Source organism: Streptomyces sp. NRRL F-6676 (assembly GCF_000725625.1).
Taxonomy (GTDB): Bacteria; Actinomycetota; Actinomycetes; order Streptomycetales; family Streptomycetaceae; genus Streptomyces.
The window spans coordinates 40,564-64,138 of record NZ_JOHS01000026.1 but is presented as its reverse complement, the minus strand read 5'-3'; the positions used below and the strand labels follow the sequence as shown (position 1 = coordinate 64,138).

Genomic DNA, 23,575 nt, shown 5'->3' with positions numbered 1-23,575 from the left:
GCCGTCTTCCATCGTGCCTGTCCCGTCCCGGTCACCGCCGGGTCGCCGGGGACGGCGTGCGGGCAGAGCGGAGTGCCCCGGGGGGCCGGCCGGAGGTGCCCTTTTCGCCTCTGTGTCCTCCGGGGACTGTCAGATATAGCCCTCACGCAGGGCGTAGGCGACGGCGTGCGCGCGGTTGCGCAGATGCAGACGCGTGGTCAGACCATGCATCACGTTCTTGATGGTGCGCTCGGAGTACGACAGCTTGCCGGCGATCTCCGAGGTGTCGAACCCGTCGGCGACCAGCCGCAGTACGTCCACCTCGCGCGGCACGAGGCCGACGGAGGGGGTGGCCGGATGGCCGGCCGCGCCGCGGTGCAGGGTGCCGACCTGGTCGATGAGCCGGCCGAGCAGATCGGCGGGCAGGTCGCCGTCGCCGCGCGCGGCGGAGAGCACGGCCTGCACCAGCCGGTGCGCGGTCGCCTCGTGCCGCCAGACGATGGCGCCGACCCCGCACTCGATCACGTCCAGCAGCTCCGCCTCGCGGATCCCGCCGACGACGAGGACCGCGCGGGCGCCCTCGCTGCGCACGATGCGGCGCAGCCGGGTCAGGTCGGTCTCGTCGAGGGAGTCGTCCACCAGGAGGGCGACGGTGCCGGGGCCGCTCTCCGTGCGCAGGTCGATCTCGGGGTGCCGGCGGAGCTGGCTGAGCACGCCCTCCCGGGAGATGGGGTCCGGGGCGTGGACGATGACGGGCACACGGTGCACGGGTCCCCCCGGGCCGTCGTCCGTCGTACCGAATGAGCTGCGCATCCCTGACTCCCTGTCGCGTGGTCCGCCGCTCTCCCGGCGGATCCTCCAGGCTTCCCGGCAAGGGATGCGGGGGCAATCGTGGAGTACCACGAGGCACACCACGAGAACGGGCGTACTGTCGTGCCGTCGTGGTGGCGGGGCGCGCTCCACTTCACTGGACACCGGCGCGGCCCGTACGTCCATGGACCCGCCGGACAGGAAATCGGACCGCCCGCCCACGTGATGTACGGCACGTCCGGGCACCTCTGCCCCCCGTTGCTCGTCCCCATGTTCGGGAGTTCCCTTCAAATCTCCGGAAGTTCCGCCCGTGTTCCCGCCGTTCTCCTGGGGTCTTCACGGAGTTTTCCGAGGCTGTCGGGGGAGCCGTTCACCGAAAGGAGGCGCACATGCCCGGACCGCTGACCGAGCGCGGGGACGTGAGCGAGCTGATCGCCACCGAGGCGGCCCGTGCCCGCGCCGGCACCGGCCGGCTCGTCCTGCTGCGCGGTGCCACCGGCACCGGCCGCACCGCCGTGCTGGAGGCCGCCGCCCGCGACGGCGCCGCGCACGGCATGCGCGTCATGCTCGCCCGCTGCTCCGCCGTCGACGGTGCCCACCCCTTCGCCTCCCTGATGCGCCTGCTGAGCCCCGTGCCCGACGTCCCCGGCTGCCCCGAACCCGGCCAGTACGCGCCCTTCCGGGGCGGCGACGAACGGGTCATCACCAACCGGCTGCTGCAACGCCTGCGCGAGTTCGCCGAGCACTCCCCCGTCCTGATCGCCGTCGACGACGTGCACCTCGCCGACGGGGCCTCCCGCCGCTGGCTGGTGGAGGCGGCCCGGCGGATCGACCAATTACCGGTACTGCTGCTGGTGACCGAGCGCAGCCAGTACGACATCACCCCGCCCGCCCCCGGGCTGGCCCACCCCCTTCCGCCCGACCTGGTCCGCACCCATACCCTCGCCCCGCTCTCCGCCCGCTCCACGGCGCTCCTGGTGCGCTCGCTCGCCCGGTGCGGGCACTGGTCGTGCGCGGACAGCTGCGTACGCGCCTCGGCGGGCCATCCGCTGCTGCTGCACGCCCTGTTGGACGACCTCGGCGGCAGCGGGGCCGTCGCCGTGCCGGATTCCTCCGCCCTGCTGTACCCGGGGGCGTACCGGGCGGCGGTGTCCTGGTGGCTGGAGAGCGCCGGGCCCCGTACGACCGAGGTCGCCCGGGCGCTCGCCGCGCTGGAGGAGACCTGGACGGACGGCGCGGACGGGCCGCCCGTACCCGCCTCGCCGCACGGCTCCACCCGCGCCTACGCACCCGCCCACCCCGCGTTCACCGCGCAACTCGCGGAGCTGCTCGCGGAGATGACCGGTGCCGACGCCGTCCGGGTGGCCGGCTGGCTCACCGCCATGACCGGGCTCGGCCTGCTGCACCCGGACGCCTCCGGCCGTCCGCGCTGGGCGCACCGGCTGCTGCGGGACGCGGTGCTCGACGGCTGGCCCGCCGGCCGGCGCCGGGCCGCGCACCTGGCGGCCGCCGACACGCTGTGGCGCCGGGGCGACGACACGGAGGCCGTCGCCCGGCAGCTGCTGCGGACCGACATGACGGACCGGCCCTGGGTCGTCAACGTCCTGCGGGACGCGGCGCACGAGGCCGCGCGCGACGGGCGGATCGAGGACGCCACGGACTACTTGCGCCGGGTCCTGCGAGAGCCGCTGTCGGAGCACGTACGGCAACGGGTCCTCACCGAGCTGGGCTCCTTGGAGTTCGCCGCGGCGCAGTCCGGGTCGTGGTCCGGGGGTCCGGCCGGGTCGTGGTCCGGGGCGTGGTCCGGGGGTACGTACGGGGCGTGGTCCGGGTCGCAGTCCGGCCTGCCGGTGGGGCTGCCTTCCGGGCTGCCGCCCGGCGTACCGGCCGTGGCCCGGTCCGACGTGCGGTCCGCGGCGGTCCGTGCCACCGGAGTGCCGCGGCTCACCGAGGCGCTGTGGCTGCACGGCGAGCCGGCCGACCGGGTGCGCGCGGGCGTCGCCCTCGGCACCGCGCTGGCCCGGTACGGCCAGACCCGGGCCGCCGTCGAGACGCTGCGCGGCCTCGACGACGACACGCTGTCCGACCGCCCGGAGCTGGTGCGCGTCGTACGGGCCACCGCCGTACTGCTCGCCGAACGGGACCGGGGGCTGCGCCGCGAGGCGTACGCCCGGCTGGCCGAGCAGGACCGCGGCTGCCCCGAGTCGGCCGGTACGGCGGTCCGTGCCCTGCTCGTACGGCACGCGGCGGCGGCCGGGCTGATCTCGGCGGAGGAGGCGCGACGGCGGCTGCGGCTGCTGCTCGAGAAGCCGGCCGACCCGGAGGGCGAACCGTTCCTGGTCGCGGTGGCCGCGGTGGTCGCCCTGTGGGCGGACGACTTCGACTCGGCCGGCCAGCTCGTGGAACACGGCCTGGCCGGCCAGTGCGCGCATCTGCTGCACCCGGTGCACGAGATCCTGCTGACCGTACGCGCCGACCTGGCGGCGGCCCGCGGCACGTACACCGTGCCGCGGCACGCGCCGCACGGGCCGGCGGAGCACGGGTCGGCGGGACACGAGCCGACGGGATACGGGCCGACGGGATACGGCCCGGCGGAGCACGAGCCGGTGGGACAGACGGCGGCGGGTCACGTGTCAGCGGGTCACGTGTCAGCGGGACACGAGCCGGTGGGGCAGACGGCGGCCGGACAGGAGCCGGTGGGACACGAGCCGGTGGGACAGACGGCGGCCGGACAGGAGCCGGTGGGACCCGAGCCGGTGGGGCAGACGGCGGCGGGACAGGAGCCGGTGGGACAGATACCGGACCGGCACCTGTCGATGGGACAGATACCGGACCGGCACCAGCCGGTGGGACAGATGCCGGAGGGGCAGGTACCGCCGGGACACGAGCCGGACGGGCAGGCGCCGTCGGGACATGAACCGGATGGGCAGGTGCCGCCGGGTCACGAGCCGGATGGGCAGGTGCCGCCGGGTCACGAGCCGGATGGGCAGGTGCCGTCGGGTCACGAGCCGGACGGGCAGGTGCCGTCGGGTCACGACCCGGACGGGCAGGCGCCGCCGGAGCACGCCCGGGCGGGAAACGCCCCGGGAGGCGGCGTCGGGCCGTACGCGGCCGCGCTCCCCGGGGAGTTCCCGCCGCCGTCCGGGGCGTCCCCCGCGCCGTCCGGAACGTTCCCGGTACCGGCCGGGGCGTTCCCCGCGCCCCCCGGGCCGTTCCCCATACCTCCCGAGGGGTTTCCCTTGCCCCCCGGCGCGTTCCCCCCGCCGGCCGGGGCGTTGGCCGCGCCCCCCGGAGGCCACCCCGCACCGGCCGGCGCCCACCCCGCACCGGCCGGCGGCCGCCCCCGGCAGCCGCGGCCCGCCGACGCGCACACCGTGCTCGCCCTCGTCGCGGCCGGCCGGGTCGGGGAGGCCGGGCGGTACGTGGCCGCCTTCGATCTGGACCGGACCCCGGACTCCCCGGAGCGCAACCGCTTCCTGTACGCGCGGGGCGTGCAGCGGGTCGCCGCGGGCAATCCGGCGGCCGCGGTGTACGACTTCCTGGAGTGCGGGCGCAGCCAGGCCGCGCGCGACGAGGTCAGCCCGGCGCTCACCCCGTGGCGGACCGCCGCCGCCGAGTGCCATCTGGCCCTGGGCCGGCCGCGGGACGCGCTGGCCCTGGCCGAGGAGGAGTTGCGGCTCGCCCGGGTGTGGAACACGCCCCGCACGGTGGGCCGCGCCCTGCGCGTGCTGGCCGCGGCGACCGGCGGCCGGCGCGGCCTGGACCTCGCCGAGGAGGCCGTACGGCTGCTGCGGACGGCACCCGTCGACGACGAGCTGATCGCCGCGCTGATCTCGCGCGGGCGGCTGCTCATCATGGCGGGGGAGCGTTCCCAGGCACGGGCGGCCCTGCGCGAGGCGGCCGACCGCGCGGTACGGCGGGGCGCGGTCCGGCTGGCGGCCGCGGCGGAGGCGGCCCTGCGCGAGGGCGGCGCACGCCGGCCGGCCGCCGTCCGCACGGGCTCGGAGTCGCTCACCGGCAGCGAGCGCCGGATCGCGGAACTGGCCGCGGAGGGACACACCAACACGGAGATCGCCGGTCTCCTCCACGTGGCCCGCCGCACGGTGGAGACCCATCTGACGAGCACGTACCGCAAACTCGGCATCCGCCGCCGGGCGCAGCTCCGCACCGCCCTCGGCAACGCCGCCGCACGCCCCCTCGACAAGGACTACTGTCCCGACCATGGCCGCCCCTGACGCCCTCACCACCACCCGCGACGCCTACGACGAGGTCGCCGCGACCTACGCGGAGATGTTCCGCGACTCGCTGCGCGACCACCCCCTGGAACGCGGACTGCTGGCGGCCTTCGCGGAGCTCGTCCGCGCGGCCGGCGGCGGCCCGGTCGCCGACCTGGGGTGCGGCCCGGGCCATGTCACCGCGCACCTGAGCGGACTGGGCCTCCAGGCGTACGGCGTCGACGCCTCCCCCGCGATGATCGCCCTGGCCCGCCGGGCCCACCCCGCCCTGCGCTTCGACGTCGGCTCGATGGCCGCGCTCGGCCTCCCCGACGGCACGCTGGCCGGCGTCCTCTCCCGCTGGTCGATCATCCACACCCCGCCGCCGGAACTCCCCGCCCTGCTGGCGGAGTTCGCCCGCGTACTGGCCCCCGGCGGCCACCTCCTGCTCGCCTTCTGGGCCACCGAGGACCCGTCCGTGCCGACCCAGCCCTTCGACCACACGGTCACCCTCGCCCACCGCTGGTCCCCCGACCACCTCTCCGCACTCCTCCACGCCAACGGCCTGACCGAGCTCTCCCGCACCACCCAGCAACCCCGCCCCACGGACCGCCGCCAGTTCCGCAGCATCCACCTACTGACCCACAAGCCCCCGCCCGCCTGACCGACGTCCCTCCGACGTCCTCCGCGCCCTCCACGGAGTAGCGCAGCAGCCGTTCCCCGGAGGCGTCCGCCAACGTCAGGAGCCGGAGGCGCGCGCGGACGCCGGTACGGGCTCCTCGGAAGCTCCGGGAGTTCCGGGAGTTCCGGGAGCTTCGGGCTGCCCGGGTTTCTCGCGCGTCGTCCTTACCTCCCCGGTGAGTGCGCCGAGGAGGGCGATGAGGGCGAGCACGGCGGCCAGGGCGGCGGCGAGGGTGGCGGTGTCGCCGCCGGTGGCGAGGACGTCGGCGAGCAGGGGGGAGGCGAGCCGGCCCGCGGTGAGGTGCGCGACGGCGAGCACCGCGGGGAACAGCATGCCCGCCGCGAGCACGGGGACGGCCGACCTGCGGACGACCAGGGCGGCGCCGAGCAGCAGACACAGGGTGCTGATGCCGAGCGAGACCCCGTGCGCGTACGTCCACGGCACACCGTCGCGCAACGGCAGATGCGCCACCCCGCACCCGACCAGCGCGAGGGCGGCGATCCAGGCCGGCCGAACGGCCGCCCCGAACCCGCCCACCCCACGAAGCCACCGCGTGAGCCGCCCACGCTCCGGGCGCCGGCCGCCCTGGCGCCCGCTTCCGGTGTGCTTCTCGTCCGTGGCGGACGGCGCCGGGCGCTCCGGTGTCCGGTACCCGTTCCGCGCGGCCCACTCCTCGTCGAGCCAGTCGAACTCGGGGGTGGCGTCCGGTGGTTGCTCCCGGTGCGCATCCGGCCGCACCGGCCCGGCCGGGAGCGTCCCCTCCACGGACCTGCCGTCCCTCGCGGACTCGCTCGTGGACGGGGCGGTGAGGACCGCGGTCCCGCCCACCGGCTCACCCGCCGGGCCGTCTGCGGAAGGGGGTGCGGGGTCGGCCGCCGGGCCGTCCGGCCGACCGGCCGCGGGCGCCTGCGCCGGGCTGCGGACCGAGCCGTTCGCCGAGGCGGTCGCGGGTCCGTCCACCGGCCCGTGCGACGGGCTCGTCGCCCGGTCGGCCGGTGAGCCGTCCGCAGGACGGGGTGCGGGGTCGGCCGCCGGGCCGGTCGTGGGGGGCTCGGCCGGGCTGCTGGTCGAGTCGGCCGCCAGCGGGTCGGCGATCGGGCCGGCCGCCGGGTTGCCCGTCGGGCCGTCCGCAGGCCCGTTCGCCGAACCGGCCGCAGGGCCGCCCGTCGGGCGGGTGGTGAGGCCGTGCGTGGGGCTGCCGGTCGAGCCGTGCGCCGGGCTGGGCTCCTGGCTGGGCTCCTGGCCGTGCGCCGAGCCGGCCGCCGGCCCGCCCGTCGAGTCGGCCACCTGGCCGTGCGCCGGGTCTGTCGTGGGAGTGTTCGCCGGGCCGGGCGCAGCGCTACTTGCTGGGCCGCCGGTCCGGTTGGCCACCGGCACGTCCGTCGGACCGGCGGCCGCGGGGGCGATCGCCGGGACGTTCGCCGGGCCGGCTGCCGGGACCGTGGCCGGTGTGTCCACCGGCCCGGGGAGCGGACTGCCCACCGGTCCGTCCGCCGGACCCCCGGCCACGGGTCCGGCCGCTGGGTGGGTTATCGGCCCGGCTGCCGTCGGGCTGGTCAACGGCCCGTTCGTCGGGTCGGTCGCGGTGTTGTCCGTGGGGTGGTCCGTGGGGCCGCTGAGCAGGCCGCTCCCCGGACCGCCGGCCGGGCCGGTTGCCGGGGTGCCTCCCGGGCCGGCCGCCGGGCTGCTCCCTCGGCCGGTCGTCGGAGCGGGTGTCGTGCCGGTCGGCGGGGTGTCCGTTCGGACGGGTCGCGACCCGCCCGCCGTCGGGGCGGCGCCCCGCGCCGCAGGACCTCCGGGCTCGCCGGGGGCCGGGCGGGGCGCGTTCGTCAGGTGGGTTATGAGGTCGGCCAGGTCCTCGACCGGGCGGTCGGCCGTGGCGGCGCGTACGACCTCGCGGGCGGCCCGGTCGCCGTCGGGTCTGCGCTCCAGCAGCGCGATCAGCGCGAGCACCTCGTCCATCGAGCGCGAGGCGACCGCGGCGTGCACGAGTGCGCGTACGGGCTCGTGCCCGGAAGGGCCCGTGCCGGAGGAGTCGCGGAGGTCGCGGGGAGGGTTCATCGTCATGGTCGCCGGTCGCCTTCTACTCCGATGCACGGACACACAGCACGACATGACCGTTTCTAGGCGCGCCCCCCACCCCCCGCCACCCGAGCGCGGACGGACGGGTCACTCACCGGCCCCGGCCCCGGTCCCGGTACCGCCCGCGCCCGCCGTCCTACGCCGGTTCCCCGACCGGCAGGTCACGGGCGGCGGCGGCCCCCCGCCCTGCGACGGGGCGGCGGCGGGACGGGACGGCGAGGGTGGGATGGGCGACGCCCCAGGCCGCGCCCCTGCACACGGCCTCCTTGTAGAGCGCGGCCAGCCGCCCGGTCAGCGCCGCGCTGACCGCGCGGTCGTCGGCGGTGACGTACTGGATCAGCCCCTCCCGCCGCCCCAGCGAGACGCACTGGTTGAAGTAGCGCAACGGCGTGTGCGGGAGTTTCCCCCCGGCCAACCGGGCGGCGAGCGCGTCGGCGGCCTGCCAGGCCATGGGGACGCCCGAGGCGCAGGACATGCGCAGCGGGCTGCCGCCGGCGCCCGTCGCCATGGCCGCGTCCCCGACGGCGTACACGTCCGGGTGGGAGACGGAGCGCATCGTCCCGTCGACCACGATCTGCCCGTCGTCGGTGACCTCCAGGCCGGTGTCCCGCGCGAGCGGGTGGACGGCGAAGCCGGTGGTCCACACGGTGACCGCGGCCGGCAGCCGGGTGCCGTCGGCGGTGCTGACGTGGCCGGCCGCGACGCCGGTGACGTCGGTGTGCTCGTGCACGGTGATGCCGAGCCGGCCGAAGACCTTCCGCAGGTGCCGGGCGCCCTTGGGGGAGAGCCAGTCGCCGAGCCCGGCGCGCGCGACGAGGGCGACGTCGAGGTCCGGGCGGGCCTCGGCGATCTCGGTCGCGGCCTCGACCCCGGTGAGACCGCCACCGACCACGAGCACGGGCTGCCCCGCCGTCAGCCCGGCCAGCCGGGCGCGCAGCCGCAGCGCCCCGGCCCGGCTCGCGAGTTCGTCGGCGTGCTCGGCGACCCCCGGGACACCGTGGTCGGTCCAGCCGCTGCCGAGGGCGTAGACGAGGGAGTCGTACGCCAGTTCTTCCGTGGTCTCCGTGGTCTCCGTGCCGTCCGTGCCGTCCGTGGCCGTCACGGTGACCGTCCTGCGTTCGACGTCGACACCCGTCACCCTCGCGAGCCGCAGCTCGACGCCCGTGCCCGCGAACATCTCGGCGAACGGCCGGGGCCTGAGCTCCTGCCCGGTCGCGAGCTGGTGCAGCCGGACGCGCTCGACGAAGTCGGGTTCGGCGTTGACGAGGGTGAGGGCGACGTCCTCGCGGCGCAGCCGCCTGGCGAGGCGTCCGGCGGCGATGGCCCCGGAGTAACCGGCTCCGAGGACGACGATGCGGTGCTGCATGTCCGTACTCCTGTCTCGCGCGCTCCTGGCGCCCGGGCGGTCCCGTGTCGGACGTTCGCCGGACGCCGTGATGTCGTCCCTTGAACCGGACGGCCCGCCGTTTCCTGACAGGACCACGATGTGAAGCACCTCACAACGCGGCCGGACAGGCCTCAGAACGCGTGGAGCAGCGGCTCCCCGTGGTCGCCGGCCGCCCACCGCCGGCTCGCGCGGACGAGCTTGTCGGGGTTGGCCTGGGAACGGAACGCGGCGATGCCGTCCGCCGTGATCTCCAGGCACAGCACCCCGACGACCCGGCCGTCGACGACCGCCACGAGCGCGGGCCCGCCGTTGGCGGTGGTCGCCCAGATCCCGGGCGAACCGCCGACCAGCGCGCGCTTGCCCTTGCCCGGCGTGAACAGCCCCCGCATGAATGTCGCCACCGCGAGCGCGCCCTCGAACGCCTTGGTGCGGGCCGGTACCTTCCCGCCGCCGTCGCCGATCGCGACGGCGTCGTCCGTGAGCAGCCGGACCAGCGGCTCGGTCCGGCCACTGGTGGCGGCCGCGAGGAACTCCTCGACGATCCGCCGGGCGGCGGCCGCGTCGACCTCGCCGCGCACCCTGCCCTCCGCGACGTGCTTCCTGGCCCGGTGGAAGAGCTGCTGCCCCGCCGCCTCCGTGATGCCGAGGATCCCGGCGATCTCCCGGTACGGGTACCCGAACGCCTCCCGCAGCACGTACACCGCCCGCTCTTTCGGGGCGAGCCGCTCCAGCAGCGCGAGCACCGCGTACGACACCGATTCGCGCTGCTCGGCGGTGTCGGCGGGCCCGAGCATCGGGTCCCCGGCGAGCAACGGCTCGGGCAGCCACTGCCCCACGTACGTCTCGCGCCGCGCGCGGGCGGAGGTGAGCTGGTTGAGGCAGAGGTTGGTGAGCACCTTCGTCAGCCACGCCTCGGGCACGTCGATCCGTTCGACGTCGGCCGCCTGCCACCGCAGGAACGTCTCCTGTACGACGTCCTCGGCGTCGCTCGCCGACCCGAGCAACCGATAGGCGAGCGCCCCCAGCCGGGACCGACTCGCCTCGAACCGTTCCACGTCGCGCGGGGTCAGGGCCATGGGCGGATCCTAACCGCCGTGTCGGCCGACGGAACGTCGTCCGAGGGTGGGTGCCCGGTTCGACATCACGTTGCGACGGCAACCCGGGCACCGGGTTCTTTCTTATATGGTCGGGTGGGGCGACCCGCTCGCGGTGCTAATCGCATAGGCGATGCACGTCATTGCGATCGGGGAGGCGACAAGATATTGCAGCAATTTGCTCACGGCGTTCTTCCTGTGCGGGGCGGCAAGAATCAAGAGCGTTCCGCCGCACGCAGTTATACAGCATACGGGTGACGTGTGCAGCGGCTGCGGAGAACCGGTTGAGAACTGAACCTACGGGTCAGTTCAGCCGGCGGTCTCGCCCCGCAGCTCCCCCCGCACCCGTACCGCCCGCTCCTCCTCCGCCGTCGCGCCCAGGCGCCGGCTCGCCGCCGCGGCGGCCTCCAGGTGGGCCGCGGCTTCGGCAGGGTGCCCCGCGTCGCGCTCGGCGAGGCCCAGTTGGTACAGGGCCTCCGCCTCCTCGCCCGCCGCGCGGATGTCACGCAGCACCCCAAGTGCGGTGTGGAGATGGTGTATCGCGTCCCCGACGCGACCGCCCGCACGGTACGCCGCACCGATCCGCGTGAGCGCGATACCCTCCGTGCGCCGGTCCCCGACCTCACGCAGCACCGGCAGTGCCCCGCCGTACAGCGTGAGCGCTTCGCCGGTCCTGCCGAGCGCGTCCAGGACGGAGGCCAGGTTGATGCGGAGCGTGGCCCGGTCCCTCGGATTCCCCAGTCCTTCGGCGACCGTCAGCGCTTCTCGATAAGCGCTTTCCGCCGATTCCATGCGCCCCGACTTCTTGTGCGCTTCCGCGATGTTGTTCAATGCGCTGTATCGGCCCCGCTCGTCCCCTATTTCCCGGAATTCGGCCAGCGCGGAGGTGAAGCACGCCAGTGCTTCGTCGTGTTCCGCGAGATGGAGGTGGGCTATGCCGAGCACATTGCGGCAGCGCGCGATCCGCAATGCGTCTCCGGTTTGCGACAGGAAATCCAGAGACTCCTGTTGGAGTGATCTGGCCGGTGCGTACTGCCCCGTCTGCCACAGGGATATCACGATCCGGTGCACGCACTCGGCCTCCAGCAACCGGTCCCCCACGGACCGTGCGGCCGCACGTGCCGTCTCCGCGGTCGCGATCGCCTCCTCGTACCGGGAGCCGTGGGTGTACACCGCGCAGAGGTCGAGCAGGGCGCGCGCCTCGGCCGCCCGGTCGCCCGCCGCGTGCCAGTGGGCGACGGCACGGCGCAGCAGCGGCTCGGCCGCGGCGAGATGTCCCTCCATGTCCAGGAAACCCGCCAAGACATGCACGCCGAGGGCGAGTTGGCGCGCGGTGCCCTGGCTCGCCAGCCGCGCGGCGAGGTCCAGGAGATTGGCCGACTCGGTGATCAGCCACTGTTCCGCCGAGCGCGCGTCGGTGAGCTCCGGATGCGGGGGAGGAGGAACGGATCCGCCGTTCGAATCCCTGCGGGAACCGTTCGGATCCCTACGGGAAGCGGCCGAATCCCTGCGGAGACCGGCCGAGTTCATGCGGGGACCGGCCGAATCCTTTCGGGAACCGGCCGAACTCATGCCGAGACCGACCGGATCCATGCGGGAACGGAACGGATACGCCAGCCGGTCCGCCCGGTCCGCCGCGTGCAGGTAATGATCCACGAGGCGGCGCTCGGCCCGCCGTACCTCCGCCGCGGAATCCGCCCCGCCGGTGGCGACGAGCGTGCGCGCGTAGTCGCGCAGCAGGTCGTGCATGGTGAACCGGTGCGGAAGCGGCTCGGACACGAGGGACTGCGCGAGGAGTTCCTCCAGCACCCGTTCCACCGTCGCCGCGGGGAGCCCGGTGAGCGCGGCGACCGCGTGCGGCGAGAACTCGACCCCGGGGTGCAGTCCGCTGCGCCGGAAGACGAGCCGCTGGTCGGCGTCGAGCGCGTCGTACGAGACGGCGAAGACGTGCGCCAGGGACCGTTCGGCGTCGCGGAGCTGGGCGAGACGGCCGTCGGCACCGGCCAGCCGGCGCAGGAGGTCGGACGTCGTCCAGGAGGTGTGTGCCAGCAGCCGGCTCGCGGCGATCTCCACGGCCAGCGGGAGGTGCCCGCAGCGCCGGACGATCCCGGCGACGTCCGAGGCGTCGGTGCCGGGCCGCGGGCCCAGCCGCCGGGTGAAGAGCGCGGCCGCGTCCTCGGGCGGAAGCACGTCGAGCGAGACGGGCCGCACCCCGGGCAGTCCGGGCAGCCGTCGTCGGCTGGTGACGACGACCGCGGTCGGGGAGGCGCCCGGGAGCAGCGGGCGCACCTGGGCGGAGGAGGTGGCGTCGTCGAGCACGACCAGCATGCGGCGGTCCCGCGCCGCCGCCCGCCACAGCGCGACCAGTTCGTCGAGGTCGCCCGGCAGTTGTGTGGCGGCCGTGCCGAGCAGCCGCAGCAGTTCGGTGAGCGCGCGGACCGGGGTCCGCGGGGTCCGGCCGGTGGAGTCCCCGCCCAGGTGGAGGAAGAGGCGTCCGTCGGGGAAGCGGTCCCGCAGCCGGTGCGCGAGGTGGATGGCCAGGGCGCTCTTGCCGACGCCGCCCATGCCGTGGATCGCCTCGACGGTCACGACGTCGTCCGCGGCGCCCCGCTCCTCGCAGAGCGAGGCGGTGAGCCGCCGCAGCTCCTCGCGCCGCCCGGCCCAGGGGACGTCGCGCGGCAGGTTGTCCGGGACCCGGCGCGCGGGCCGGGGGGCCGGTCTCTCCTCGGGCGCGGCGCGGGGGAACAGGACGGCGGCGGGGGTTCCGGCCAGGATGCCCTGGTGGATCCGGTGCAGCCCGCGCCCGGCGTCGAGTCCGATGTCCTTCACGACCCGCTGCCGCGCCCGTTGGAGCAGCCTGGTGGCCTCGGCCGTCCGGTTGCTGCCGTACAGGGCGACGGCCAGCCGCTCGGCCAGCGCCTCGTCCACGGGGCGCGCCTCGACCAGCGGCAGCAGCACGGGTACGGCGTCGGTGTACTTCCCGCCGTCGAGCAGGATCTCGGCCCTGGTCAGCGCGGCCACCAGCCGGGTCTCGCCGGCGGCCGTGCGCAGATGCTCGGCCCAGGAGCCGGTGATGCCGGCCAGCGGCTCCCCGTGCCAGTGGTCCTCCGCCCGGTCCAGCAGGCGCAGGGCGCCCTTGGCGTCGCCGCCGTCCCGGAGGGCGCGGGCCCGCTCGACGCCGGTGGTGTAGCGGCGCAGGTCGACCCGGTCCGGGTCGGTCTCCAGGGAGTACAGGTTGGTGCCGCCGCGGAGCGTGGGCGCGTCCTCCCCGAGGGTCCGCAGGGCGGCGCGGACGCGGGAGACGTGCGCGTGCAGCGCCTCCCTGGCCTTGCCGGGCGGGTGGTCGTCCCAGATGCGGTGGATCAGGGTGTCCACACTCACCGTACGGCCGGCGTCCCAGGCGAGGGCGGCGAGCGCGACCCTCGTCTTCGTCGACCGCAGATCGCCGCGTCGGCCCGCCGCACGGAGTTCCACGGCCCCCGAAATCCTGATCTCGAACTCCACCAGCGTCCTCCCCGCCGGTAGGACATGTGATTGCCGAGCATTCGAGCGTGGCATAGACCTGGCAGCGACGACCATAAGGGGACGTTGTGTGTTCAAAGTTGACCGGTAAATAGTCGCAACCGTTCACATCCTGACCGAAGAGGGGGAACGCCTTCCGGTGGCGGAGGTGACTCCCGGGGACGGAAAGGGGCCGCGCACGTGCGTGCTTTCTCCTTCGGCGCACCGGACGGGTCCGGCGGACCCGAGGCCCTGCTGCCGGCGATGGCCGCGTGCGGTGCCGGGCCGGAGTCCGCGGCGTGGCGCGAACTCGCCCGCGTGGTGGACACGGCGGGCCGCGCGGAGCCGTCGGTGGCCCGGCTCTGGCCCCCGCGGGCCGGCGGAGCGCGACCGGACGGGACGGATTCCTGGCGCCGGCTGGCCCGTGCGCTCGCGGCGGTGGCGGCGCGGGACACGGCGACGCGGCACGCCCTCACCGCCTGGCTGAACGACCACCCCGGCCCCGCGCCGGTTCACCCCGGTCCCGAGCCGGTCCGCCCGGGTCCCGAGCCGGTTCACCCGGGTTCCGCGCCGGTTCACCCCGACCATGCCCCGACGGCCAATGTCATCGGCGGGGACTCCGTGCTCCACGGACCCGCCGTGCAGGCCCGCGACGTCCACGGCGGCCTCCACTTCCACACGTCCGCCCCGGCGCCCCCGCCCCGCCTCCCCATCCCTCGTCAACTCCCCCCGGTGACAGCGAGGTTCACCGGGCGGGAGGACGACCGCCGGGCGCTGGACGCCCTGCGTGCCCAGTGGCCCGCGCACGCTCCGCAGCTCCTGGTGATCAGCGGACTCGCCGGCGTCGGCAAGACCACCCTCGCCGCCCACTGGCTGCACGCGCACGCCGACGACTTCCCCGACGGCCAGCTCTACGCGGACCTGGGCGGCAGGACCAGCGAGGGTCCCGTCTCCCCGTCCGTCGTCCTGGAGGCCTTCCTGGTCGCGCTCGGCGCCCCCTCGGTGCCTGCCCGGTTCGCGCAGCGCGGTGCGCTGTGGCGGTCGCTGACCTCGCGGCTGCGGCTCGCCGTCCTCCTGGACAGCGCCTTCACGGCCGCCCAGGTGCGCCCCCTCCTGCTCGGCTCCCCGGCCGGTCTCACCGTGGTGACCAGCCGGTCCAACCTGACCGGCCTGCGCGTCGACGGCGCGTCCGTGCACCGGCTGGACGGCCTCCCCGCCGACGCGGCCGTCGCACTCCTGGCCGTCGGCGGCGGGGCACGCGTGGCGCGGGAGCCCGCCGCCGCCCGCGAGGTGGTCCGGCTGTGCGGCCGGCTGCCCCTGGCCCTGGCCCTGGCCTCCGCCCACCTCGCCCTGCGCCCGCACCGCTCCGTGGCCGCGCTGGCCGGCGCGCTGGCCCGGGCGCGGGGCGACGTCGAGACGCTGCATGTCGAGGGGGAGTCCGTGCTGCGAACGGCGCTTGACCTGTCGTACGAGGCACTGCCGGACGAGGGCCGGACCCTGTACCGCCGCATGGGGCTGCTGCCCGCCGACCGCTACGACCTCTCGCTGCTGACCGCCCTCGCCGAGGACGGGGACGGAGACGGGGACGAGGACGGGGGCGAGGACGGGGACGGGCCACCCGGAACCGGAACCGGGACCGGCACCGGCACCGGCACCGGCCTCAGCACCGGGAGTGCCGTCGACACGGCCGCCGATACGGCCGCCGACGCCGCCGACACAGCCGTCCACGCCCTCCTGGAGGCGAACCTCCTGGAGGAGACGGGACCGGGCACCTACCGTTTCCACGACCTCGTCCGGCCGCACGCCCGCCGGCTCGGCGAGGAGGACGAGGACGCCCGCGCGCGGGAAGACGTACTGCGCCGTTTCCTCGACTGGTGCCTCGTCACGGCGGCGTCGGCGGAGCGCCTCCTCAGCCCCAGTCACCGGCTGCCCGGCCACGACCTCCCCGCGACGGCGGTGTCCCCGGCCCCGCTCGACGGCCCCGAGGAGGCGCTCGCCTGGCTGGACACGCACCGCCACGGCCTGATGGGCGCGGTGCGCTACGCGGCCGACGCCGGACTGCACACCTCCTGCTGGACCCTGACCGATCTGCTCTGGCCGCTGTTCCTGCGGCTGCGGCCGTCCGACATGTGGATCGAGGCGCACCGCCTCGGCCTCGAAGCGGCCCGCCGCGCCGGCTCGCGGCAGGGGGAGGGCCGCATGCTCACCTCCGGCGCGATCGGACTGCGGGACGCCGGCCGCTACCCGGAGGCGGCCGACTGGTACCGGCAGGCGCTGGAACACGCCACGGCCGACGGCGACGTACGGCAGCAGGCGCAGGCGGTGAACGGCCTCGGCCACCTCGCCCTGCTGGCCCACCGCCTCGACGAGGCCCGCGAGCACTTCACCCACGCCCTGCGGCTGCGGGAGGCGGCCGGCGCGCGGCGCGGGGCCGCCCTCTCCCGGCGGCGCCTGGGCGAGACCGCGCTGGCCGCCGGCGACCTGGCCACGGCCGCCGCGCACCTGGACCGGGCCGGCGCGGAACTGCGGGCGCTCGGGGAGACGTACGAGGAGACGCGCGTCCTCGCCCTGCACGGCCACGTCGTGGACCGCGCGGGCGACCACGAGGCCGGCGCCCGGCGGCTGCGCGAGGCGCTCGGGCGCTTCCGCGCGGGGGACGCCCGCTCCGCGGACTGGGAGGCCCGCTGCCTGGAGTGGCTCGGCCGGTCCGCCGAGGCCCGGGGCGACCACGAGGAAGCGTTACGGCACTACGCGGCCGCCCTGGACCTCTACCGCACGCTGAACCCGCAGGACGCGGCCCGCGTCGAGGCCCGGCTGCGGCGGGAGTGACCGCCGGAGACCTGCCCGGCCACCGTGGCCGGGGCGCCGGGCGTCCCGCACCGGGTCAGCCACGCGTGGGCGAGGGAACCGGCCAGCTGCGGGGAGGGCGGGGCCCCGGCCGGGCCCGGCCGCACCCACCGCAATTCACCCGTGCGGTCCCGTACGCCGACGACCGGCGCCGCGGCCCGTACCGGCACCGCGACGGTCCGGCACCCGGGATACCGGGCCAGCAGGGCGAGCGCCCGCAGCCGGGCCGGGCCCGGGGGCAGCGGCACCCGGCCGACCAGTACGTCGGCGAACTCCCTGAGCCGGGCAGGCCCCGCGCCCTCCGCCGCCACCCGCAGATGCACGTCGCACGGGAACGGACCGGGCGCGTGCCGGCAGCCGGACGGCCACGGGCACGCGCACGGCACCGCGGCCGGCGGCACCGCGGCCGGCGGCAGCGGGACGGCCCGGACGACGGCCGGGCCCCCTGCCGGGCCGACGGGGCACATCGTGACCCGGGCATCGTGCTCCGCCGGTTCGACGGGGCGCATCGTGACCCAGGCACCCTGCTCCGCCGGGCCGGCGGAGCACACCGTGACCCACGCGCCGACCGCCGCCGCCGGGCCGCTCACCGGGCCGCCCCCTCACCGGCGGTGACCTCCCACCGCGTCAGCGGCGGCGGGGGCGGGGGCGGCGTGACGAACGGCGGGTGGGCGGGTTCGCCCAGCCCGAGCAGCCGGTAGACGGCCGTACGCACCCGCCGGTGGAAGTGCCCCGGCGCCGAGGACAGCGAGGCGGCCACGTGGTCGTACTGCCCCGGCCGGCGCAGTTCCGCCGCGTACCGCAGCTGCTCCGCCAGGGGGTGCAGCGGCGAGAGGACCGGGGCCACCGCGGACAGCAGGGCCGCCGGGGAGGCGGCCGCCATCTCGCGCCGGGGCCCGGGCGTCAGCAGCAGCGTCGCCTCCGTGAGCGTGCCGTACGCGGTGAGCGACCCGTGGTCGCCGATGATCCAGTCGGCCGCGATCAGCGGCGCCTGCCAGTCGGCCTCCGGGGGCAGCACCGCGATCGCCCGGTCCCGGCGGCCGGACAGCCAGCCGCGCACCTGCCGGACGCCGTGCCCCGCGTACACGTTGGGGTGGACCAGCAGCGCCACGCGGTGGCCGTCGCCCGGGAGCCGCCCCAGCAGCTGCGGCAGCAGCGAGTCGAGCCGCGCGAACGTCGAGGCCGGCCCCCAGGTGGAGGTGACGACCACGAGCCGCTGCCCGTCCTCGATCCCCAGCGCACGGCGGTAGGCCGCGCGTTCGGGCCGGCCGGCCAGGATCCGGTCGACGCACGGATCACCCGCGACCTGGGCCGCCGGAAGGGCCTCGGGGCAGGACCGGGCCAGCTCCTCCAGGGCCCGCTCGTGGGCGTAGACGAGGGCCGCCGGGACCAGCCGCCCCTCGTGCAGCAGATGCCGGGGACTCAGCATCCCGGGCGCCCTCGGCTCTCCGGGGGTCAGGCCGGTGACGTCGGTGAGCGGTTTGATGTGCCCGGCGCCGTGCGCGATGCGGACCACCGGGGCGCGCAACTCGTGCACTCCGCGCAGGCCCGCCGCGAGCACGAGGTCGAACTCGGCCCGCAGCGCCTCCTCCCAGGGCACGGTGGAGATGCCCAGGCCGTGCAGGAACTCGGCGGTGCCACTGCCGAAGGCGTGCGGCGCCACCGTGAAGATCAGCTGGACGCGCAGATCGGCCTCCAGCAACTCGAAGACCTCGCGCAGCCGTTGGGCGAAGGTCACCGTGTGGGCGACCACCAGGACCCGCTTGCAGTCCCGCACCGTCAGCCAGTGCCCCTGCTCGATCAACGCCGTTCTCGTCGTGGTTACGGACATACGAACCCCCGTGGCTCCGTCACTGCGTACAGCGGACGACGGGGGGATGCCCGGCGGGTACGGCGCTTTCCTTGCACGCTCCTTGCAACACCCTTGCCCGGTACGCCCGGTACGGGAGTCGGGGGCGATGGGGCGGCGCGGGCGGGCTCACGCGTGGAGTACCACCTTTCCCGCCACCGTCCCCGACTCCGCGAGGCGCAGGGCCTCGGCGGCCTCGGTGAGGGGGAAGCGGGCGGCGACCTGGGCGGTGATGTCGCCGCGGCGGAGGGCCTCGAAGACCTCGGTGAGGTCGGTGCGCAGGCGGGCGCGGAAGCGGGCCCGGTTCCTGTGGCCGGCCCAGAGGTTGTAGAAGTGGGCGCGGCGGCGGTTGGGCAGGGCGTTCCACAGCCAGACCCGGGCGAGCAGCTTGAGGACGGGCAGCTGCTTGGAGCCCTCGTCGTCCCGGGTGGAGGCGGTGCCGTACGCGACGAGCGTGCCGCCGGGGGCGAGCAGGCGCCAGGAGTCGACGATGCCGGGGCCGCCGACGTGGTCGAAGACGGCGTCCACCCCGCCGGGGGCCAGCTCACGGACGCGCGCGGCGATGTCCTCGGTGCGGTAGTCGACGGGGGTGACGCCCCGGTCGCGCAGCACCTGGTGGTGGCGGGCGGAGGCGGTGCCGATCACCTTCGCCCCGGCCGCCCGCGCCAGCTGGACGAGGACCGAGCCGACGCCGCCGTTGGCGCCGAGCACCAGCACCGTCTGCCCGGCGCGGACGCGGGCCGTGCGGTGCAGCATCTGCCAGGCGGTGACGCCGTTGACGACCATGGTCTCCGCCCGGTCCGCGTCGACGCCCTCGGGCACCGGTACGACGTCCGCCGCGTCCACGACGACATGGCTGGACCAGCCGCCGACCTTGACCATCGCGGCCACCCGGGTGCCGGCCGGCGCCGGGGCGACGCCCTCGCCGGTCGCGGCCACGGTGCCGACGAGGTCGTAGCCGGGGACGAAGGGGAACGGCGGTTGGTCGAAGTACTTGCCGCGGCGCATCTGCTGCTCCGCGAAGGAGACGCCGGTCGCCTCCATCCGGATCACCATCTGGCCGGGGCCGGGGGCGGGCACCGCCCCGCGCCGGACCCGCAGCCCCTCCGGCTCGACCTTGCCCGGCAGGACGATCTCGACGAGTTCTTCGGTTTCCGCGGGATGCATGAGGGCCTCCGCCATGCGAGTAGAGATTGCTGGAGTTACTTGCTTTCTGCTTCGTTAGAAGTTGTAACTCCAGCCCGGGCGGAGTGTCAATAGCGGTCGTGATAGCTTCTAACAAGAGTGAAGCGTGGTGGGATTGCGCGCGTGATCGCGCACAAGGAGGCGGCGGACATGCGGCAGGAGACGGCGGGGGCGGAGGGTGCCGCGGGCGCGGCGACGCCGCGTGAGCGCTACCGCACGCAGGTGCGGACCGAGATCAAGGCGCACGCCTGGGAGCAGATCGCCGACGCGGGGGCCTCCGGGCTCTCCCTCAACGCGATCGCCAAGCGCATGGGCATGAGCGGGCCCGCGCTCTACCGGTACTACGCCGGCCGGGACGAGCTGATCACCGAGCTGATCAGGGACGGCTACCGCAGCCTCGTCGACGCCTTCCGCGCGGCCTCCGAGGCCGCCGAAGCCTCCGGGGTCTCCGAGGCTTCTGCGGTCTCCGGCGCCTCCGGGGTTTCCGAGGCTTCTGCGGTCTCCGGGGCCTCCGGGGCTTCCGAAGCCGCCGCGTCCGGCGCGGAGGCGCGCGCGCTGGCGCACGCCCTGCGCGGGTGGGCGCTGGCCGACCCCCAGCGCTACTTCCTCGTCTTCGGCACCCCCGTGCCCGGGTATCACGCGCCGGACGACACCACCGGCCTCGCCAGGGAGAGCATGACGTTCGTGCTCGACGCCTGCGCGGCGCTGCCCCAGGCCGCCCTCCCCGGCCCGGCCGGCTCCCCCGGCTCCCCCGAGGTGCCGTTCGCCGTGCACCTCGGGCAGTACCGCGCGTGGGCGGGGGACCGGCCCGCCCCGCCCGGCGTGCTGCACCGCGCGCTGTCCTTCTGGACCCGGCTGCACGGCGCCCTCTCCCTGGAACTCGCCGGGCAGTTCACCGGGATGGGGTTCGACCCGGCGCTGTTCTTCGAGGCGGAACTCGACGCGCTGGTGGCGGCCGCCGGCTGAGCGCGAGAGCACCGGGAGCCGCTCACGGGCGGCCGGAGCCGTTTACGGGCGTCCGAAGCTGCTCACGGGCCGCCGGAGCCGCTCACAGGCGTCCGGGAGCCGCTCACGGATGGTCGGGCCGCTTACGGACGGCCGGAGCCGCTCGACGGTGACCGGTCAGGCCGTCACGTGCGCCACCACCGCGCGCATCGCCTCCCGCACCGCCGCCCGCCACTCGTCGGCCGGATCGGCGGGGCCGCCGCCGTGGTGGCCGTGCGGGACGTCCACCACCCGCACGTCCGCCTCCCGCTCCGCCGCCGTCCGCAGGAACTTCGCCACGGTCGCCGCGATCTCCGGCGACTCCCGGCCCACCCGGAGCAGCACCAGCGGCGGCAGCGCGTGACCGGCGTCCGCGACCGCCCGCACCGGATGGAACCGGCCCTCGGCGGACATCCCCCAGTTGGGCAGCGGGGCGAGCACCGGGTACGCGGCGCCCAGGCAGCGCAGCCACGCCGGCGGCTCGGCCAGCCAGTCCGCCATGAGGGGGCCGCCGCCGGAGAAGAACCACAGCGCGATCCGGCCGGCGTCGACGCGCGGGTCCGCGCGGACCAGGTCCACGGCCGCCGCCACGTCCGCCGCGGCGCGCGCGTAGTCGGCCACGTCGTGCAGCCGGTGCGCGACGACCGCGCCCACCACGCCCTGCCCGGCCGCGTACCGGGCGTGGCCCGTCAGGACCGGCCAGTCGCGCGGGGCCGGCTCGGCCCCGGCGGGCACCGGCCCGCCGTGCACGAACAGCACCGCGGGGCGGGGGCTGTCCGGAGCGGCCGCCTCCGGGACGTACAGGTCCACGTTCTCCCGCCGCTCGCGCGGCAGTTCGGGTGCCGGGAGGGGGAACGGATGGAGATGCGCGGGGGTTTCCGCCTCGCCCGGCGCGGTGAGCCCGTGTCCCTCGCCCGCGGCGGCCCGCAGCAGGACGTCGGCCAGGTCGGCGGGGCAGGACAGCATCGGCCAGTGGCCGGTGGGCAGTTCGAAGAACGTCACCCCGGGGGCGGCCAGCGCGCGCAGGGCCGGGTCGCCGAGGTCCACCAGCCGCTGGACCATGGCGATGCCCACGCCGCTCGCGGTGCACAGCACGCCCGTGGTCGGCACGGCGGCCGCCGCGCCGGTCAGCCGCAGCGGCTGGAACAGCGTGCCCAGCGGCTGGGGCGCGGCCCGGGCGGTGAGCCGGTCCAGGGCCTCCTCCGGCACGCCCGCCGTGCTGCCCCACCGCGGCCACTCCTCACGCGCCGGGGGCGGCAGCTCGCCGTCGGCCCCGCCGGCCGCCGCCCGTTCGGCCAGCCGGGCCCGCAGGGACTGGTCCGGCACCGCCGCCAGCGGCGGGACGCCGTCCTGCGGCATCCCCGCGTCCAGGAACACGATCCGGGCCACCCGCCCCGCCCGCCGGTCGGCGGCGCCCAGCACCGGGTGGACGCCGTAGTCGTGCCCGACGAGCACGACCTCCCGGCCGTCCGGGGCACCGGCCGCGTCGATCGCCGCGCACACGTCTCTGATGTGTGCCTCCAGATCCACCACCGGGCCGGCACCGGCCCGCGCCCGCCCGGGTCCCGCGAGCGTCACCGCCCGTGCCTCGGCGCCCGCCGCGGTCAGCCGGCGAGCGGTCTCCTCCCATACGTGCGCGTCGGTGAACATGCCCGGTACCAGGACGAATACGGGGGCCACGGCCCTCTCCTCACACTGTCGTCGTACGCCGTCGGCGACGGCCGGAACCGTCCGCCCGGCCGCGCCCGCCGGTACGGTAGGAACTCCCCCTGGGGGAGGTTCAACCCGGATGGCGCCCCCGCGTGCGGGCGCCGGGGGAGTCGGAGGGAGGCCCGCCGCCGTGCCGTACGACGACGGACTGTGGAGCATCGGCCAACTCGCGGAGCGTGCGGGCGTCACCGTCAAGACGGTCCGCTTCTACTCCGACCGCGGTCTGCTGCCGGAGACCTCCCGCAGCGCGGGCGGCCACCGCCGCTACGGCCCCGCCGCGCTCGGCCGGCTGGCCCTGATCCGCGCGCTGCGCGGGCTCGGCCTCGGGGTGCCCGAGGTGCGGCGCGTCCTGCCGCGGGGCGGCCCGTCCGACGGCGTACCGCAGGACGAGGTGCTGGCGGAGGGGCTCCTGGAGGACGCCGTCGACGGGCAGCTGCGGGAGCTCGGCTCGCGGCTCGAGGCGCTGCGCTGGCGGGAGGCGGCGCTGCGGCTGGTGCGGGAGTGCCCGCCGGGGGAGCGCGCCGAACGGCTGCGCCTGGTCGGCGCGGTGACGACGCCGCCGAGTACGGCCGCGATCGCCCGGTTCTGGCGCGGCTGGCTGCCGGCGCGGATGCCGGCCCGCGCGGTCACGGCGTTCCTGGACGTCGCGGTCCCGCAGCCGCCCGCCGACCCGGAGCCGGCCCAGGTACTGGCCTTCGCCCGGCTGCACGCCCTGACGTCCCGCCCCTGCACGGGCACCGAGCAGCCCCAGCCGGACGCGCACCGGCGGGCCGGGGGCGCGCGGGCGGGCGTGCTGTACGCCGGTCTGGCCGAGGCGTACGCCTTGGCGGCCGCCCCCCTCCGCGCTGGCCGCGCACCGCACCCGGGCGAGGCACTCGACGGCTTCGTCTCCGCCTACGCCCAGGCCTACGGCACCCGCGACACCCCCACCTTCCGCCGCGACCTCGCCCCCCGACTCGCGGCCGACCCCCGCCTCGACGAGTACTGGCACCTGACCACCGCCCTGGACCCCCACGCGGCCCCCACCCCCGGCACCGCCCACGACTGGCTGCTGCGGGCCCTGCACGCCGAGACCTCGCCGGCGGCCTGAACCCGAAGCCCCCCCCCCGCCGGGCGGGACCGCGCCGGAAGGGGGCGCCCATCCCCCGCGCCCATCCCCCATCCCCCATGAGGAGATTCCGTACGGAGTCCGGGAAGCTTCCGCATGGGGGGTTGCGGGGGCAGCACAGTGGGGCCGTCTCTGTTCCGCCC

The 23,575-nt window shown here is 76.2% G+C and carries 14 protein-coding genes; 5 read left to right on the top strand and 9 right to left on the bottom strand.

Going from position 1 to position 23,575, the window contains the following annotated elements:
* Positions 1-129 precede the first annotated feature (129 nt).
* Complete coding sequence (locus tag IO29_RS18010) at positions 130-792, bottom strand: helix-turn-helix transcriptional regulator (protein WP_030376817.1); 663 nt, start codon at positions 790-792, stop codon at positions 130-132.
* 386 nt (positions 793-1,178) lie between these two features.
* Between IO29_RS18010 and IO29_RS39495 the strand changes: the two genes are divergently transcribed.
* Positions 1,179-5,024, top strand: coding sequence for an AAA family ATPase (locus IO29_RS39495; RefSeq protein WP_051848696.1), 3,846 nt, complete (start codon positions 1,179-1,181; stop codon positions 5,022-5,024).
* Complete coding sequence (locus tag IO29_RS17995) at positions 5,011-5,667, top strand: class I SAM-dependent DNA methyltransferase (protein WP_030376815.1); 657 nt, start codon at positions 5,011-5,013, stop codon at positions 5,665-5,667. Before IO29_RS39495 ends, IO29_RS17995 begins: the two co-directional genes overlap by 14 nt.
* 75 nt (positions 5,668-5,742) lie before the next feature.
* On the opposite strand, the gene IO29_RS38560 is transcribed toward IO29_RS17995, so the two are convergent.
* From IO29_RS38560 to IO29_RS17975, 4 genes are all read right to left on the bottom strand, one after another.
* Positions 5,743-6,972 carry a hypothetical protein gene (locus IO29_RS38560; protein WP_158709346.1) on the bottom strand — a complete coding sequence of 410 codons (1,230 nt, stop codon included), beginning with the start codon at positions 6,970-6,972 and terminating at the stop codon, positions 5,743-5,745.
* A gap of 931 nt (positions 6,973-7,903) precedes the next feature.
* Positions 7,904-9,133: an NAD(P)/FAD-dependent oxidoreductase gene (locus tag IO29_RS17985; RefSeq protein ID WP_033225867.1), complete on the bottom strand. Its 1,230-nt coding sequence runs from the start codon at positions 9,131-9,133 to the stop codon at positions 7,904-7,906.
* A 152-nt stretch (positions 9,134-9,285) separates the two neighbouring features.
* Positions 9,286-10,230: an RNA polymerase sigma factor SigJ gene (gene sigJ, locus IO29_RS17980; protein WP_030376812.1), complete on the bottom strand. Its 945-nt coding sequence runs from the start codon at positions 10,228-10,230 to the stop codon at positions 9,286-9,288.
* Between the two features lie 327 nt (positions 10,231-10,557).
* On the bottom strand, positions 10,558-13,752 hold the full coding sequence (locus IO29_RS17975; protein WP_037817529.1) for an AfsR/SARP family transcriptional regulator: 3,195 nt from the start codon (positions 13,750-13,752) through the stop codon (positions 10,558-10,560).
* Positions 13,753-13,950: 198 nt separating this feature from the next.
* Between IO29_RS17975 and IO29_RS17970 the strand changes: the two genes are divergently transcribed.
* Positions 13,951-16,578: a tetratricopeptide repeat protein gene (locus tag IO29_RS17970; RefSeq protein WP_030376810.1), complete on the top strand. Its 2,628-nt coding sequence runs from the start codon at positions 13,951-13,953 to the stop codon at positions 16,576-16,578.
* Here the strand turns inward: IO29_RS17970 and IO29_RS35575 are convergent.
* The 3 genes from IO29_RS35575 to IO29_RS17955 form a co-directional block, all read right to left on the bottom strand.
* Positions 16,518-17,186 carry a hypothetical protein gene (locus IO29_RS35575; RefSeq protein ID WP_051707713.1) on the bottom strand — a complete coding sequence of 223 codons (669 nt, stop codon included), beginning with the start codon at positions 17,184-17,186 and terminating at the stop codon, positions 16,518-16,520. The genes IO29_RS17970 and IO29_RS35575 overlap by 61 nt on opposite strands.
* Positions 17,183-18,427 (bottom strand): hypothetical protein, encoded by a 1,245-nt coding sequence (locus tag IO29_RS17960; RefSeq protein WP_030376808.1) that lies wholly within the window; start codon positions 18,425-18,427, stop codon positions 17,183-17,185. Before IO29_RS17960 ends, IO29_RS35575 begins: the two co-directional genes overlap by 4 nt.
* A gap of 147 nt (positions 18,428-18,574) precedes the next feature.
* Complete coding sequence (locus tag IO29_RS17955) at positions 18,575-19,612, bottom strand: medium chain dehydrogenase/reductase family protein (protein WP_030376807.1); 1,038 nt, start codon at positions 19,610-19,612, stop codon at positions 18,575-18,577.
* 168 nt (positions 19,613-19,780) lie between these two features.
* Here IO29_RS17955 and IO29_RS35970 point away from each other — a divergent pair, with 168 nt between their 5' ends.
* Positions 19,781-20,596: a TetR/AcrR family transcriptional regulator gene (locus IO29_RS35970; RefSeq protein ID WP_037817538.1), complete on the top strand. Its 816-nt coding sequence runs from the start codon at positions 19,781-19,783 to the stop codon at positions 20,594-20,596.
* A 156-nt stretch (positions 20,597-20,752) separates the two neighbouring features.
* Here IO29_RS35970 and IO29_RS17945 read toward each other — a convergent pair whose 3' ends face one another.
* The gene (locus IO29_RS17945) at positions 20,753-22,264 is read right to left on the bottom strand and encodes an alpha/beta fold hydrolase (RefSeq protein WP_030376806.1); all 1,512 of its coding nucleotides are present in this window, start codon (positions 22,262-22,264) and stop codon (positions 20,753-20,755) included.
* Between the two features lie 190 nt (positions 22,265-22,454).
* On the opposite strand from IO29_RS17945, the gene IO29_RS17940 reads away from it, so the two are divergent.
* On the top strand, positions 22,455-23,414 hold the full coding sequence (locus tag IO29_RS17940; RefSeq protein ID WP_030376805.1) for a MerR family transcriptional regulator: 960 nt from the start codon (positions 22,455-22,457) through the stop codon (positions 23,412-23,414).
* Positions 23,415-23,575: the final 161 nt, after the last annotated feature.